The sequence below is a fragment of the Flavobacterium sp. genome (assembly GCF_027482425.1).
Classification (GTDB): Bacteria; Bacteroidota; Bacteroidia; order Flavobacteriales; family Flavobacteriaceae; genus Flavobacterium.
Genome location: NZ_JAIXWA010000022.1, coordinates 1 through 14,731, shown reverse-complemented (window position 1 = coordinate 14,731; position 14,731 = coordinate 1). Strand labels below are relative to the sequence as shown.

Below are 14,731 nucleotides of genomic sequence, written 5' to 3'. Positions count from 1 at the left end.
TCTACCAAAACTTCCACCAAGGTTTGGTTTCGGGTTCGAGAAAGCCCATCGGATTTTCGTTGTTTTCAGGAGCAATTCCTTTATGGAAGTTGACTATGGTTTGAAAAAGCGAAAAATATTCTTGGGTTTTGGGGTAAACATTGTAAAGGTAAAACCCCGTTAGATTGAGTTGTTCACTTGAAAATGTAGTATAATGATCCACCACAAAATCAATGACTTGCGGTCGAAGCGATTCATGATAACTCCCCAAGCGAAGGTAGTAGTCTAAAGCGTGTATGCCTTGACCTGTTTTTTCGGTTTGCGCTCGTTCTTCTAAAAAATGGAGATGCTCTTTTTTATAATTTGCCCCGATAATAGAAGTAATAGCATGCAATAAAGTGTCTTTTAAGCCTTTTATGTTCGGATTTTCTTCCGCGTTTGCTAGGATATAAACCAAACTGATTGCATTGAAGTGATATTCCTCTTCCGACAATTTACCGAAGATCTCCAACCCGTCGACGATACTTCCGTCATGCGTTTGTTCATGTTTCCAAAAAGCGGCTGCTCCTTGCCATAATTGTTCTCCAATTGGGTTAGTCGTCATTGTATTTTCCATGGCAATGCGATTAAGGAAGTACAATTCTTTCTTTGGGGTTATTATTGAGTGTAGTCATTCGTCAGTAAGCAATTAACAGAAATCAGTTTTTCAATTATTCGTAAAACACCATCAACCAAACAATCATCCACTAAAAAAGCAGCCGAAGCTGCCTATTTTATACTTTAACCGTCCATCCAAACGGATCGTCTTCTAGTTTGTATTGAATATTCGTGAGTTTGTCTTTCAAGAATAAAGCCATCGGTTGCTCTTGCGGGGGGAGTTCGTGATAGTACTCTTGGTATTGAAAGCCTTTAATCGGACTCACTACGGCGGCGGTTCCTGCTCCGAAGATTTCTTTCAAACAGCCGTCTTGGGCTGCCTGAATGAGTTCTTGCACCGTCAGCGATCGCACGTCAACGGCAATACCTTCTTTTTGTGCCAAATCGATTAGTGATTTACGGGTAACGCCGTCCAAAATACGTTCGCTAGTGGGAGCCGTGATTAACGTATCATTAATTCGGAAGAACACATTCATGGTTCCCGCTTCTTCCAATTTGGTATGGGTTGCATCATCGGTCCAAATAATCTGTTGGAACCCTTGTTCGTTCGCCAATTTGGTGGGATAAAACTGTGCCGAATAGTTTCCTGCGGCTTTGGCGGCACCGATTCCACCATTGGCGGCACGGCTGTAATGTTCGGCAATAATCACTTTCACTTCGCCCGAATAGTATGACTTCGCAGGTGAAAGAATAATCATAAATCGGTATTGCGTCGAAGGTTGAGCAATAACACCCGAACCAATCGCAATCATAAACGGACGGATGTACAGGGAATTTCCTTTGCCGTCTTTCACCCAAGCCTCTTCCAAAGCCACGAGTTGTTTGAGTCCGCCAATAAAAATGGACTCGGGAACTTCTGGCATCGCCAAGCGTATAGCCGATTTATTAAAGCGATCCATATTTTGATCGGGTCGGAATAACCAAACCTGATCGTCAGAATCGCGATAGGCTTTCATCCCTTCAAAAATCGCTTGTCCGTAGTGAAAAACTTTGGCTGAGGGATCAATTAGAAAAGGCTCATAAGGTTTGATTACCGGGGTTTGCCATTGTCCATCTTTGAAGTCACAAACCAGCATGTGGTCGGTAAAAATATTGCCAAACGTAAGATTTTCAAAATCTACTGTATCAATTTTGGAAGTTGACGCCTTTAAAAGGGTAATTTCAGGGGTGTTTGCTGCATCCATTATTGTCATAAAGCCCGCATCAATGCTGGGATAAAAGAAGTTGGTGTGATGTTTTGGTTTTTGGCTAAACTACTAAAAAAAAATATAGGTTGAACGGCTTTTGAATGAAAACATCACGCATTTTCATTATACGTTTGATTTTGTTTGATTTGTTGAAAAAAAAGCGTTGAAATACCGCCCATTACTGAGAAGATTATAACTTTGTATCCAATTAAATTCTCAAAAATGAAGAAAATAGGATTCTTATTCGTTGTTGTCTTACTTATTGTAGGCGTGTCTATTGAAGCCCAAGAGCAAAAAAAGCAAGTAAAAAAAGCAACCGCTGCCTACAACGCCAATGATTATAAATTATTTGGTGAAAAATTTGAAATCAAAAAGGTTTTGACTGAAAAGCAAATGTTGAAAAAATACAAAGGCTTGAAAAAAGGCGATACGTTAACAGTCATTTTTAAGTCCAAAATCAATTCCGTTTGTAAAAAGAAAGGGTGTTGGATGCGTTTGGATCTTGGCGGTTCGGAAGAATCCTTTGTGCGTTTTCAAGATTATGGTTTTTTTGTTCCTTTGAATGCCGATAATGCCGAAGCAATTGTTCGTGGAAAAGCCTTTGTCGATGTGGTTTCTGTTGATGAGTTGAAGCATTACGCCAAAGACGGTGGGAAATCGAAAGAAGAAATCGCAAAAATTACTAAGCCTGAAATCACCTATGCGTTCACGGCTACTGGCGTTTATTTGAAAAAATAGTATGAAACGATTTGTATTCGGAGTAGTCTTTTCTCTAGCGATAGTTTCCTGTCAACAAAAAGAAACTCCTCCAGTAGCTAAAAAGGAATCGACTCCAAAAGAAGCCTGTGAGAAACCCAAAACCGTCAAGGATGCGGATGGTTTTGAAATGTATCAGATGACCGAAATGGCTGCTTTGATGGAACAGATGTATGTCGACAACAAACGATTACGCGAACGAATCATTAAAAGAGAAGCGGTAGGGAGTTTTCCAGAGCATTACCTGAAAATCCATACGGCTGAAATGACTGATCCCTCCGAAAACGATGCCTTTTTTAAAGCGCGTGCCAAAGCCTACATCGAAGCGCAAAAGCAATTGTATGCCGACCCAAAGAATGCCAAAGTGCATTTCAATGCTGGGATTGATGCTTGTGTGCAATGCCATGAGCAAAAATGTGGAGGGCCTCTGGTGCGTATCAAAAAGTTGTACATTCCCTAGTGAAACGTCAAATTATATATACCGCTGACGGTTCGACAACCCTCCATATTCCCGAGTGGGAGGAGAGCTACCATTCGAAACACGGCGCGATACAAGAAGCGTATCATGTTTTTATCCACAGCGGACTTTCTCTTTTTGAGAGGAAGTCCGTTGCTGTTTTAGAAATGGGCTTTGGCACGGGACTCAATGCGTTTATTACTTGGTTGGAGCACGAAAAGCGCGGACAGTCGATTGATTATGTGGGACTCGAAGCCTATCCGGTGGCGCAAGAGGAAGTGGCGCAAATGAATTATCCTTCGGCATTAAATGTTGTACAGCATCAATCCATTTTCGATACGATGCATCAACTTCCATGGAACCAACCCACGGCAATCAGCGTTCATTTTACACTCACCAAACGACAACAATTTTTTCAAGACCTAAACGAAAACGATCGCTATGATTTGGTCTATTTTGATGCGTTTGGATTTCGTGTACAGCCTGAGTTGTGGGACAATGCGATGTTTCAAAAATTATATGCCGCCATGCGAAAGGGTGGGGTACTCGTAACGTATGCCTGCCGAACCAGTATTAAGAAAGCCATGTTGGAAGCGGGATTTACTGTGGAAAAACTTCCAGGAGCTCCTGGCAAACGGGAAATGTTAAGGGCTTTTAAAAACTAAGTTAAAATTGGTAATCCTGACAAAAATTTAATAAATTTGATATACGAATTTCTGATTTGTACACGTTCTTACCCCAACGCTATCTGAAGTCTAACCCATAAATTGTCAGACTATGCCAAGAGCTATTTATGAATTTACAAAATCGGTGCTCGAGCGTGTCAGCTTTGATGCAACCCTTTTTTGTAAAGAATTAGAAAAAGCGGTTCGGGTTTTATTGCCTTACGAACTCGAAGAACTCACCGAATGGGTCCTTCGATTTACGGAAGGTAAACCGGAATTACGCCAATGTATACGGAGTATTAACGGATAAAACTAAAGGGAGTTTAAACGGCTCCCTTTTTTTATAACCAATTATTTATTTGTAAGAAAAATATATAATATTTGCTCGTAAATGCTTTTTAACGACAAAAAAAGTATTTCAACGATATTTTTTTTGAAAAATGTTTGGTCAATTCAAAAGAACAAGTTACTTTTACTATCCCAATCTATCAGTAACTTAACCTTTTAAACCCTAAATGCTATGCCCAGATTGATTTACGATTACACGAAATCAGAATTGGAGCGTGTAAGCCTCAGTCCCGAACGTTTCAAAAGAAAGTTAAAAAAGGCCGCAAGTAATTTATTGCCTTACGAAATTGAATTGCTGCACAAGTGGCTGCAATTTTATACCGATAACCGACCAGAACTCAGGCAATGTCTGACCGAGGTTCCCTTTGATCAAAAAGGTGTCTGTTGAGACACCTTTTTTTATTTTGTGGGTTTGGGACTTACGATTTGTACATTTTGAAAGGCAATAGCGCCGCGAACAACCCCCGAAATCGAAGTGCGAAGGGCATCGATAAGGTGAATTTTCAATTCGTTTTTGGGGTAAATTAGACTCACCTCACGCGCCGGTTTGGGTTCGACAAAGTGCCTCAATTTAGCTTGATCACTTTCCTTTAGGTCCAAAGTGTGCAAATACGGGAGTAAGGTTGTACCTAAACCTTCGTCTGCCAGTTTGATCAACGTTTCAAAGCTGCCGCTCTCCAATTGAAAATGCGCCCGTTTATCGTCAGCATTTCGTTTGCACAAATTCAACACACTATCCCGAAAACAATGTCCATCTTGCAACAAGAGTAACTCATCCACATCCAAGTCCTCAATTTGAATCTCTTTTTTGGCAAAATGGTTATGATGTTCAGGTATGTACGCCACAAAGGGTTCAAAATACAATACGATTTCTTTGATTTTTTCTTCGTGTAATGGGGTAGCTGCAATAGCCGCATCCAAGTGACCGTTATTGAGTTTGAAAATGATATCTTCCGTATTCAATTCCTCAATAATCAGCTGCACTTTGGGGTATTTTTTGATAAAATTGGTCAAAAACATAGGCAATAGTGTTGGCATGATGGTTGGAATGATTCCTAAACGGAATTCGCCCCCTACGAAACCTTTTTGCTGGTCTACGATATCTTGAATTCGATCGGCTTCATTGACGATATTTTTAGCTTGATGCACAATTTTCTGTCCAATTTCGGTGAGTTGAATCGGTTTTTTACTGCGGTCAAAAATCAGTACGCCCAATTCTTCTTCAATCTTTTGAATCTGCATACTCAACGTCGGTTGGGTTACAAAACATTTTTCGGCCGCCAACGTAAAGTTTCGGTATTCCGCTACTGCGAGCACATAGTGCAATTGTGTGATGGTCATTTATAATGAAATTTGATGCAAATATAAAAACTATCAATTTAACTTATATTTATTCGCCTATAAAAGGAGATACTTTTAACAAACAAAACAGCACATCTTTTTTTACACAAATTCTATTCTTACATAAATACCCCTTTATAAAACAAAACAGCTTGGGTTTGCCCCACAAAGAAACCGAAATCATTGCGTCTAAGCTGAATTGCTTACTCACTAATTTTAAGTGTATTATCAAAAAATAAGCGGCTTACATTGGAACATTCTTGGGTAACTTTTTTTGATATGTATCTAACATTTGAAGCACCCTCCAACGATAGCCGGTTGAAAATTGATTTGATTTCCGAACGAGTACTCACTTTAGGAAGTACGCCTTTGCATACCTTTGAGGACTATACGTTACAAAATCAATTGCCTGTGGGGCGTAATATTTCGAGTGATGAAGCGGCCATTGCGTTACTATTGGAGAGTTTACCTCAATTATTGGTAATGGAACGGGTGATTTAAAAACTGGCCGATGCTATCAGTGACGTGGGTACAAGCAGTATGATGAGTGATTTTATCGTTGAACAGGAAAAAACCATTTGGATGTTGAGCGCTTGGTTGGAGCGAGAAATTTAAGTCATGTTTAATTTTTCAAAATAGTCTTTCGTATTCTTTCGGAATGGCTATTTTTGTTTAGTGATTCGCTTTGACTTTGCTTTTAGACTTTTTCAGTTAATGCAGTTGGGATTTCCCACAGCGTTGGTGCGCTGCATTCACAACATGCGCATGAAAATATACTGGTTCAATCAAGCCCTTTCGTTTTTCATGAAACGGTTAACAACGATTCTATATTCCTCAACCCTTTCGCTTGTTAATCGTGCATATGTCTAAAACCACTTCACTATTCGCCCATTTAAAGTCCGATTTTGCCGCAGGTTTGGTGGTGTTCTTGGTTGCTTTACCGTTGTGTTTAGGTATTGCCTTAGCTAGTGGAGCACCCTTATTTTCAGGCATAATTTCAGGCGTAGTAGGCGGCATTGTGGTGGCTACTATTAGCAATTCCCATTTAAGTGTTTCGGGGCCAGCGGCGGGTCTCACCGCCATCGTTTTTGCTGCGATTCACGATTTGGGGTCCTTGCCCTTATTTTTTGCAGCGGTCGTTATAGCCGGTATTTTTCAAGTTATTTTAGGATATCTAAAAGCGGGAACCCTTTCCAACTATTTCCCTAACAATGTTATTGAAGGGATGTTAGCAGGTATCGGTGTTATTATTTTTCTCAAACAATTGCCACACGCTTTTGGTTACGATCCTGATTTTGAAGGGGATGAAGCTTTTTTGCAAAACGACGGGCAAAATACATTGAGCGAACTTTGGGCATTAAATCAGCATATTGAACCCGGAGCGCTATGGATTACATTGTTATCCCTAGTGATTTTAATCGCTTGGCCTAAAATTAAGGCTGTACAAAAAATATCCTTCGTACCACCCGCTCTGATTGCCGTATTGATGGGAATACTTCTTAACAGCTACTGGAATAACATCCACCATCCTTGGGCCTTACAAATGGATCATTTGGTACAACTTCCTGTTCCCGATTCTTTTGACGCATGGAAAAAGACGTTTATTTTTCCTGATTTTACCCAATTGAGTCACCCCAAATTATGGATGATTGCCTTTACGATAACCATTGTCGCTTCGATCGAAACCTTGTTGTGTATTGAAGCGGCAGATCGAATGGATACCGAAAAACGATTTACCAATACCAATTTGGAATTAAAAGCGCAAGGCGTTGGAAATATCGTAAGTGGTTTACTAGGTGGTTTACCTATGACATCGGTAGTGGTGCGAACTTCGGCCAATCAAGCAGCTGGTGCTAAAACCAAAATGGCTGCCATCATTCATGGGTTGTTGTTATTACTTTGCGCGGTGACCATTCCTCATATCTTGAACTGGATTCCCAAAGCGACGCTCGCGGCGGTATTGTTGTTGGTCGGTTACAAATTGGCCAATCCCAAGATGTTTTTGCATTTTTACCACCGTGGAAAATTTCAATACATTCCCTTTGTAGCGACTTTTATCGGAGTGGTTTTTACCGATTTGTTAAAAGGAGTTGCGCTGGGATTGCTCATCAATGTTCTTTTTATCATTTGGGGCAATATGAAACGGTCGTATGTTTTTCGTGCCACCGATTACCAACCGGGCGATATTATTCATATTGATTTGGCACAGGAAGTTTCTTTTCTCAACAAAACATCAATCAAAACGACGTTGCGCCAACTTCCCGAGGGCGCTCATGTGGTAATTGATGCGTCGCAAACGGTATACATTGCCCACGATGTGCAGGATTTGATAAAAGAGTTTCGGGATGTCATTGCACCCAGTCGCCACATTAAATTAAAATTAATAGGATTTAAAGAACATTACGATATTGAGAATTTTGAAGACCAGAATTTTGTGACTATCGAACAACGCTACAATGTATTACGACGTCGAATGGAACCTGTCATCAAGAAAAAAGAATCGTAACAACGCAACCAAACTAACCAACCTTACTCATGAGTCAAGATTTTTATAAAAAGATTTTAGATAACAACAAAAAGTGGGTAGAAACCCAGTTAGCCTTAGATCCCGATTACTTCAAGGATTTATCCAAAGGACAACAGCCGCCTTTACTTTGGATCGGTTGTTCGGATAGTCGGGTGCCTGCCAATGAAATTATTGGGGCAAAACCGGGTGAAGTATTTGTTCATCGTAATATCGCCAATATGGTGGTGCATACCGATATGAATATGTTGAGTGTTTTGGATTATGCCGTCAATGTGTTGAAAGTGAAACATATTTTGGTCTGTGGACATTACGGTTGCGGAGGAATAAAAGCGTCTATGGGCAACCAATCGATTGGAATTATAGACAATTGGATTCGCCACATTAAAGATGTTTATCGCATGCATGAGGACTATCTCAATGCCATTGTCGATGAGGAAGAACGGTTTAATCGTTTTGTGGAAATCAATGTGCAAGAGCAGGTTTTTGATTTGGCCAAAACGTCTATTGTACAAGCCGCTTGGCGAAACGGGCAGGATTTGACCCTTCATGGTTGGGTCTATGGACTTAATTCAGGATATGTAACCGATTTGGATGTTAATTTGACATCCAACGTCGATTTGGATGAAGTCTACCGTTTGAAGTTTTAATCCTCCAAGTTTTCATTAAAAGCCGAGGGAAGGAGCTGCGGAATAAATTTTATCAACAACGGGAGCAGCAAACTACCGCCGGGCAACAAAAAAATTGTTAACGAAGGGATGGTTTTACACACATCCAAGAGTTGTTTTTTGATTTTCTTTTTTTCTTCGGCATCCAAATCGCGTTGCGTAGATTGGGCCAACAATTGCATAAGTTCCTTGCTTTCCCGAATTTCTTTCGTCAGCCGTTTCTTGTTCCGTTTAATCAAAAAAATGACGCTTTGTGCCGTTTGATCATAGAAGTGCTTCACCGGATGCGAATAGTTAAAATAATGCATTTCCGAACGATGCGTACTGATAAATTGATGGGTAAAAGCCAAGGCCGTTTCGGTAAAGGAATCCTCTACTTGTAAATACTGTCCCAAGGCATACACAAAATACTTTTCTTCATTTTCAATCTTTCCATCATTCCACAAGGCTAAAGAAACCATATCGAGAAAATAATAGGATTCAAGCGGGTCTTTAAATTCTTCAAAAGGTAGTTGATGAATTCCTGTGATGTTGATTTTTGAAAATTTGGTATACCGCACCGAGGCGTCAAAAAGTTTGATCAACAAATCATCATGCACTGTTTTTTCCCCCTTAACGCGTAACGCCAACGAAACAAGTCCCATTAAAGTTTCCTCGATGCGCTTCAAATACTTATCGGGGATACTTCCTTTGAGGAGGAAATGCCGAAACGCAAGGACATCGACAAATAGTAGCGCATTGGTTACGATATGGGAAAAGTTTTTACGAAAAATATCTTTATTCGTTTGTACTCGACCATCGATAAAACTTTCGAGCTTTTGTGAAGGTGAAGCGGGGAGTAGATTTTTCCATAATTGACCAATTCCAGCAGGTGACATTTCTTGGTAAAACGCACTGGCCCTTTGGGTAAAATCGATTTGATCTTGTTGTTTTGTGGTAAATTGATACACGGCAAGCAAGGCGTACAGAAGCGCAATTTTGGAACGTTCCTCTGTCGACCAAAGAATATTGGTCTCTGTGGGAATACCTGGCAATTGTAGGGTGTGTCCGTAAATGAAACCCGTTTCTCGCAGTTCCTCGTACCAATCTTCCGCAGTGAGGTTTTCGCTCAAGTGTGGTGGGGACACTTCAGTGAAATACTTTTCAATCCAACCGTGTACCGAAGGGTTAATCATTTGGCCATTGCATTTGGGAAAGCATTTGAAATAGGCGAATTATATAGCAGTCGATTTTTGAGACTTATTTTATTATTCCTGCACAAGCCACGCGACCACCCGCATTTCCGGTAGGTTGCGATACAAAATCGTCGGCTTTTTCATGAACAATTAAGCCTTTGTTGAGGATATCTTTATTCGGGTCTCCACAGCCAATACACCATTGATCGGTGGCAAATTCAACGGTAGCATTCCCTTGGATATCCGCGGTAAAATTGCCAATATCTCCTTTATGATAGTCGCCTTCACCCCATTTCCCGTGTTTGGAAAACGTTGGATTCCAATGGCCTCCCGCCGAAGTGGCATCTGCCGACGAACAATCGGCTTTTTCATGGATATGAATAGCATGCACCCCCGGTTGGAGTCCGCTGAGGGTCACTTTCAACAGAACGGTTCCTTTTTTTTCGGTAAAAAGAGCTGATCCCGCAACTGTACTTTTACTTTTGGGTTGCAAAGCTATTGTTACGGTTTTGTCGGGTTCGGTTGATGACTTACATGAAAATAGTAAGCTTATTAATACCAACGAGCGAAGTATCGTGATTTTCATCTTTTTTTATTTCAAAGATATTAATTCCCTCCATGTTCTTCGTTAAAAAAAAAAAAAAAAAAACCGCCTCTCCAAAGAAAGACGGTTTTCAAACAATTTAACGTAACTAATTATATTAAAAACAATAGCCGTTGGCGGCAATTAATTTTTCGGCAATAGTTTCTCGTAACGCCACTACATTGGGCATGTTGGTGTATTTGGTGAAACGACGTAAGCCCATTAACATCATGCGTTGTTCATCGCCTTCAGCAAAAGAAATGATTCCTTCTTTTCCTTTGGTATACACTGTATCAACAGCATTGTACAAATACAATTGCGCCATTGCAATCTGTTCTTTACACGTGTCAGCTCCGTTTTTCTTTGCCATTTTCTCTACGCGCAATACGGTACTTTCAGCCATATAGATTTCAATCAACATATCGGAAGCGGCCATCAATAGTTGCTGGTGTTTCTCTAAATCGGGACCGTATTTTTGAACGGCTGCCCCCGCCACCATCAAAAAGGCTTTTTTCAATTTGCCAATGATTTCTTTTTCTTCGCTAAACAATTCTGAATAATCAGGCGTGTCAAAGGATGGAATGCCCATTAATTCTTCTTGCACTTTCATGGCAGGCGTAATCAAATCCACATGACCTTTCATCGCTTTTTTGATCAACATTCCTACCGAAAGCATGCGGTTGATTTCGTTGGTTCCTTCATAGATACGGGCAATACGGGCATCACGCCACGCACTTTCCATGGGCGTATCTTCCGAGAATCCCATACCACCATAAACTTGGATTCCTTCGTCAGCACAGTTTTGAGCATCTTCAGAAACGGCAACTTTTAGAATCGAACATTCGATAGCAAATTCTTCAACGCCTTTCAATTCGGCTTCTTGATGAGAAGCGCCTTCGCTTTCACGAATGGCAATACGGTTTTGAATATCGTATGCGGCACGATAAGTCGCACTTTCTCCAGCAAAAGCTGAAGTGGCCATGTTGGCTAATTTTTGACGAATCGCACCAAATGAAGCAATCGGAACGTTAAATTGGAAACGCTCGTTGGCATAGCCTACCGCATTGTTGGCCAAACGACGTTGCGCATCAAGACAAGCCGCGGCCAATTTGATACGACCTACATTCAAGGCATTCATGGCGATTTTGAAGCCTTCACCACGACCGGCCAACATATTTTCAACGGGCACCAAGGTTTCATTAAAGAAAACTTGACGGGTAGAGGAGGAGCGAATCCCTAATTTATGCTCTTCTTCCCCTAATGAAATCCCGTTATTAGGGTCATTTTCGACAATAAATCCAGTGATGTTCTTATCGTCTTCAATACGGGCAAAAACAATGAACAGCGAACAGAATCCCGCATTGGAAATCCACATTTTCTGTCCCGTAATTTTGTAATGTTTCCCGTCAGCCGTTAATTCCGCTTTCGTTTTTCCTGAATTGGCATCCGAACCCGCTCCAGGCTCTGTTAAGCAATACGCACCAAACCATTCGCCAGAAGCCAATTTAGGAACATATTTTTTCTTTTGCTCATCCGTTCCATACAAGGTAATGGGCATCGTCCCGATTCCGGTATGTGCGCCAAAAGCGGTAGAAAACGAACCTGTAGCTCCCGAAATATAGTCACACACCAAACAGGTATCGACAAATCCCATACCCATGCCTCCGTATTCGGCAGGAACGGCTACGCTTAAAAAGCCCATTTCTCCGGCTTTGCGCATTACCTCTTCGGTAAAGGCATAGTCTTTTTGCTCGAAGCGCACTTTATTCGCCCAAATTTCTTTGTCCACGAATTCCTTTACAGCATCGCGCATCATGATTTGTTCTTCTGAAAAATCTTCAGGAGTGAAGATATTCTCACACGGGGTTTCTTTTACGAGGAATTGACCACCTCTAGTGATATCTGCCATGATTTTATATTTTAAATTCTATATTTTAAATTTTAAATTTTGGACTCCGATTGCTGACTTGTTTTGACAATCTTCGTCAGGATATTTATAATGTGTTCTATTTCTTCCAGTGGTTTGATTACATCTAGGTTTGAAATTTTAGATTCCTGAACTAAACGTAACCAATACTTAGTTTCTCTCGCTTCTTTTGCTGCAATACTAATTTTACTAATAAAATCTCTTTTAGATTGAGCCGCAATAGCTTCTTCTACATTTGCACCAATGCTTGTCCCTGATCGAATAATTTGTTTAGAAAGAATAAATTCATTTTCTCTTTTTAATTCCAAATACAAATCAATCATTGTCAAAGCAAAAACAAAGGTCTTTTTGGCAATTATATTTTCTTTCATGGCTTGTTCTCATTATTTATGGCTTACATTCAAAATTTCTAATTTCTAATTTATAATAATTCATAGATTCCCGCAGCTCCTTGTCCCGTGCCCACACACATCGACACGATGCCGTACTTGCTGCCGCGTTGTTTCATTTCGTCAAAGAGTTGGACCGAAAGTTTGGCACCGGTACAACCTAGGGGGTGACCCAAAGCAATCGCGCCTCCGTTGACATTGACGATTTCTGGATTAATATCCAATTCGCGAATCACAGCCAACGACTGGGAAGCAAAAGCTTCGTTCAGTTCAATTAAGTCGATATCTTTCAAATGCAATCCGGCTTGTTGCAAGGCTTTCGGAATCGCTTTCACCGGACCGATACCCATAATTCGGGGTTCAACACCCGCCGCGGCATAACTCACCATGCGTGCGATGGGTTCTAAATTGAGTTCTTTAACCAAGGCTTCGCTCATAATCATTACAAAAGCGGCACCATCACTCATTTGCGAGGCATTTCCTGCGGTTACACTACCATCAGCGGCAAAAACGGGGCGTAATTTGGCAAGGGCTTCCAAATTAGTGTCGGCTCTTGGCCCTTCGTCTTGAGTTACCGTATAGTTTTTGGTTTCTTTTTTACCCCCTTCGTTAATGAAGGTATGTTCAACGGTTATGGGTACAATTTGATTCGTAAACCGGCCTTTTTGCTGGGCTTTGATCGCTTTTTGGTGCGAAGCAAAGGCAAAAGCATCTTGGTCTTCGCGTGAAACATTGAACTGTTTTGCTACGGCTTCAGCCGTGAGTCCCATGCCCCAATAATAATCTTCATGACCTGCGGCTGCGACTTTGTAATCGGGGGTAGGTTTGTAGCCCCCCATTGGTATGTAGCTCATACTTTCGGCTCCACCCGCGATGATACAGTCGGCCATGCCACTCTGAATTTTCGCTACCGCCATACTGATGGTTTCTACGCCCGAAGCACAGTACCGATTGACGGTTACCCCAGGAACATCGGTAACTTTTAATCCCATTAAGGAGATTAATCGTCCCATATTGAGACCTTGTTCGGCCTCTGGCATGGCGTTACCCACCATCACATCATCGATGCGCGCACGATCGAAATCGGGTAGTTGTTGCATTAAATATTCTATGGTTTCCGCCGCCAATTCATCCGGACGTTTGAATCGGAATAATCCTTTCGGGGCTTTCCCTACTGCGGTGCGGTATCCTTTTACGATATAGGCTGTCTTCATTGTTATTATGAATTTTGAATGGTAAATTATAAATGATTTGTTACGGTCATTTAAAATTTATAATTCAACATTTAGATTATTAATTACGTAGTGGTTTCCCTTTGGTCAACATAAACTGAATACGCTCCAACGTTTTGCGTTCGGTACACAAACTCAAAAACGCTTCCCGTTCGATATCCAACAAATACTGTTCAGAGACCAAAGTTGGTTCAGACAAATCCCCACCAGCCATCACATAGGCCAGTTTATTCGCAATTTTGCGGTCGTGTTCCGAGATGTATTGCCCAGCTACCATTTGATCGGTTCCCACCAAGAACATTCCAAGCGCTTGTTTTCCAAGCACTTTAATGTCTTTGCGTTGCACGGGTTGTGTATATCCTTGTTCGGCCATTTGCAAGGCAATTTGTTTCGCAGTGGCAATTTGACGATCACGGTTTACTACCACAATATCTTTACCTTTTTGTAAGAGTCCAAGGTCAAACGCTTCATACGCAGAAGTAGCCACTTTGGCCATTCCAATAGTCAAGAAATATTCCTGCAACACATTCAATTCCACATCGTTTTTATGGAATAGGTCGGCTGCACGTAACGTCATTTCTTTTGAACCGCCACCTCCAGGGATTACTCCAACACCAAATTCCACCAAACCAATATAGGTTTCTGCAGCAGCTACTACCCGGTCGGCATGTAAGGTCATTTCACATCCACCACCCAATGTCATACCATGCGGCGCAACAATAACGGGTATCGAAGAGTAACGGCAACGCATCATGGTGTTTTGGAACAGTTTGATGGCCATATTCAATTCGTCGTATTCTTGTTCGACCGCCATCATGAAAATCATTCCGATATTGGCGCCTA

Annotated in this window: 17 protein-coding genes; 8 read left to right on the top strand and 9 right to left on the bottom strand. The window is 41.2% G+C overall.

The genetic code is table 11. From position 1 onward, the window contains the following. Position 1 precedes the first annotated feature (1 nt). Positions 2-595 (bottom strand): hypothetical protein, encoded by a 594-nt coding sequence (locus tag Q0037_RS01835; RefSeq protein WP_297514564.1) that lies wholly within the window; start codon positions 593-595, stop codon positions 2-4. A gap of 157 nt (positions 596-752) precedes the next feature. After that, a complete protein-coding gene (locus Q0037_RS01830) occupies positions 753-1,820 on the bottom strand; it encodes a branched-chain amino acid aminotransferase (protein ID WP_297514561.1) in 1,068 nt (355 codons plus the stop codon). 225 nt (positions 1,821-2,045) lie between these two features. Between Q0037_RS01830 and Q0037_RS01825 the strand changes: the two genes are divergently transcribed. The 4 genes from Q0037_RS01825 (at position 2,046) to Q0037_RS01810 (ending at position 4,011) form a co-directional block, all read left to right on the top strand. Beyond that, entirely contained in the window at positions 2,046-2,561 is a 516-nt protein-coding gene (locus tag Q0037_RS01825; RefSeq protein ID WP_297514558.1) for a DUF4920 domain-containing protein, read from the top strand. A gap of 1 nt (position 2,562) precedes the next feature. Continuing rightward, complete coding sequence (locus Q0037_RS01820) at positions 2,563-3,039, top strand: hypothetical protein (protein ID WP_297514555.1); 477 nt, start codon at positions 2,563-2,565, stop codon at positions 3,037-3,039. Further along, positions 3,039-3,701 (top strand): tRNA (5-methylaminomethyl-2-thiouridine)(34)-methyltransferase MnmD, encoded by a 663-nt coding sequence (mnmD, locus tag Q0037_RS01815; protein WP_297514553.1) that lies wholly within the window; start codon positions 3,039-3,041, stop codon positions 3,699-3,701. Before Q0037_RS01820 ends, mnmD begins: the two co-directional genes overlap by 1 nt. Before the next feature lie 112 nt (positions 3,702-3,813). Continuing rightward, positions 3,814-4,011 carry a hypothetical protein gene (locus tag Q0037_RS01810; protein WP_073362501.1) on the top strand — a complete coding sequence of 66 codons (198 nt, stop codon included), beginning with the start codon at positions 3,814-3,816 and terminating at the stop codon, positions 4,009-4,011. Between the two features lie 437 nt (positions 4,012-4,448). Here Q0037_RS01810 and Q0037_RS01800 read toward each other — a convergent pair whose 3' ends face one another. Then, positions 4,449-5,390 (bottom strand): LysR substrate-binding domain-containing protein, encoded by a 942-nt coding sequence (locus Q0037_RS01800; RefSeq protein ID WP_297514544.1) that lies wholly within the window; start codon positions 5,388-5,390, stop codon positions 4,449-4,451. Between the two features lie 279 nt (positions 5,391-5,669). On the opposite strand from Q0037_RS01800, the gene Q0037_RS11875 reads away from it, so the two are divergent. The 4 genes from Q0037_RS11875 (at position 5,670) to can (ending at position 8,564) form a co-directional block, all read left to right on the top strand. After that, entirely contained in the window at positions 5,670-5,891 is a 222-nt protein-coding gene (locus Q0037_RS11875) for a hypothetical protein (protein ID WP_367274070.1), read from the top strand. A gap of 39 nt (positions 5,892-5,930) precedes the next feature. Further along, a complete protein-coding gene (locus Q0037_RS11870; RefSeq protein WP_367274071.1) occupies positions 5,931-6,005 on the top strand; it encodes a hypothetical protein in 75 nt (24 codons plus the stop codon). Positions 6,006-6,252: 247 nt separating this feature from the next. Continuing rightward, complete coding sequence (locus tag Q0037_RS01790; protein WP_297514541.1) at positions 6,253-7,896, top strand: SulP family inorganic anion transporter; 1,644 nt, start codon at positions 6,253-6,255, stop codon at positions 7,894-7,896. 29 nt (positions 7,897-7,925) lie between these two features. Beyond that, positions 7,926-8,564 carry a carbonate dehydratase gene (can, locus tag Q0037_RS01785; protein WP_297514537.1) on the top strand — a complete coding sequence of 213 codons (639 nt, stop codon included), beginning with the start codon at positions 7,926-7,928 and terminating at the stop codon, positions 8,562-8,564. Here the strand turns inward: can and Q0037_RS01780 are convergent. The 6 genes from Q0037_RS01780 to Q0037_RS01755 all read right to left on the bottom strand — a co-directional run. Further along, complete coding sequence (locus Q0037_RS01780) at positions 8,561-9,757, bottom strand: LETM1-related biofilm-associated protein (RefSeq protein WP_297514534.1); 1,197 nt, start codon at positions 9,755-9,757, stop codon at positions 8,561-8,563. The genes can and Q0037_RS01780 overlap by 4 nt on opposite strands. Positions 9,758-9,821: 64 nt before the next feature. After that, a complete protein-coding gene (locus Q0037_RS01775) occupies positions 9,822-10,343 on the bottom strand; it encodes a superoxide dismutase family protein (RefSeq protein ID WP_297514531.1) in 522 nt (173 codons plus the stop codon). Positions 10,344-10,458: 115 nt separating this feature from the next. Beyond that, positions 10,459-12,249 (bottom strand): acyl-CoA dehydrogenase family protein, encoded by a 1,791-nt coding sequence (locus Q0037_RS01770; RefSeq protein WP_297514528.1) that lies wholly within the window; start codon positions 12,247-12,249, stop codon positions 10,459-10,461. A gap of 32 nt (positions 12,250-12,281) precedes the next feature. Beyond that, on the bottom strand, positions 12,282-12,638 hold the full coding sequence (locus Q0037_RS01765; RefSeq protein WP_297514525.1) for a four helix bundle protein: 357 nt from the start codon (positions 12,636-12,638) through the stop codon (positions 12,282-12,284). 50 nt (positions 12,639-12,688) lie between these two features. After that, positions 12,689-13,870 carry an acetyl-CoA C-acyltransferase gene (locus Q0037_RS01760; protein ID WP_297514522.1) on the bottom strand — a complete coding sequence of 394 codons (1,182 nt, stop codon included), beginning with the start codon at positions 13,868-13,870 and terminating at the stop codon, positions 12,689-12,691. Positions 13,871-13,949: 79 nt separating this feature from the next. Continuing rightward, positions 13,950-14,731 (bottom strand): enoyl-CoA hydratase/isomerase family protein (locus Q0037_RS01755; RefSeq protein WP_297514520.1); only part of this gene is annotated, 782 nt, incomplete at its 5' end.

What these genes read in the sequence shown, in the direction of transcription:
- Q0037_RS01790 (WP_297514541.1), top strand. Translation starts at nt 6,253, where the DNA reads ATGTCTAAAACCACTTCACTATTCGCCCATTTAAAGTCCGATTTTGCC.
- Q0037_RS01780 (WP_297514534.1), bottom strand. Translation starts at nt 9,757, where the DNA reads ATGATTAACCCTTCGGTACACGGTTGGATTGAAAAGTATTTCACTGAA.
- Q0037_RS01810 (WP_073362501.1), top strand. Translation starts at nt 3,814, where the DNA reads ATGCCAAGAGCTATTTATGAATTTACAAAATCGGTGCTCGAGCGTGTC.
- can (WP_297514537.1), top strand. Translation starts at nt 7,926, where the DNA reads ATGAGTCAAGATTTTTATAAAAAGATTTTAGATAACAACAAAAAGTGG.
- Q0037_RS11875 (WP_367274070.1), top strand. Translation starts at nt 5,670, where the DNA reads ATGTATCTAACATTTGAAGCACCCTCCAACGATAGCCGGTTGAAAATT.
- Q0037_RS01760 (WP_297514522.1), bottom strand. Translation starts at nt 13,870, where the DNA reads ATGAAGACAGCCTATATCGTAAAAGGATACCGCACCGCAGTAGGGAAA.
- Q0037_RS01830 (WP_297514561.1), bottom strand. Translation starts at nt 1,820, where the DNA reads ATGGATGCAGCAAACACCCCTGAAATTACCCTTTTAAAGGCGTCAACT.
- Q0037_RS01820 (WP_297514555.1), top strand. Translation starts at nt 2,563, where the DNA reads ATGAAACGATTTGTATTCGGAGTAGTCTTTTCTCTAGCGATAGTTTCC.
- Q0037_RS01775 (WP_297514531.1), bottom strand. Translation starts at nt 10,343, where the DNA reads ATGAAAATCACGATACTTCGCTCGTTGGTATTAATAAGCTTACTATTT.
- Q0037_RS01800 (WP_297514544.1), bottom strand. Translation starts at nt 5,390, where the DNA reads ATGACCATCACACAATTGCACTATGTGCTCGCAGTAGCGGAATACCGA.
- Q0037_RS01825 (WP_297514558.1), top strand. Translation starts at nt 2,046, where the DNA reads ATGAAGAAAATAGGATTCTTATTCGTTGTTGTCTTACTTATTGTAGGC.
- Q0037_RS01770 (WP_297514528.1), bottom strand. Translation starts at nt 12,249, where the DNA reads ATGGCAGATATCACTAGAGGTGGTCAATTCCTCGTAAAAGAAACCCCG.
- Q0037_RS01765 (WP_297514525.1), bottom strand. Translation starts at nt 12,638, where the DNA reads ATGAAAGAAAATATAATTGCCAAAAAGACCTTTGTTTTTGCTTTGACA.
- Q0037_RS01835 (WP_297514564.1), bottom strand. Translation starts at nt 595, where the DNA reads ATGGAAAATACAATGACGACTAACCCAATTGGAGAACAATTATGGCAA.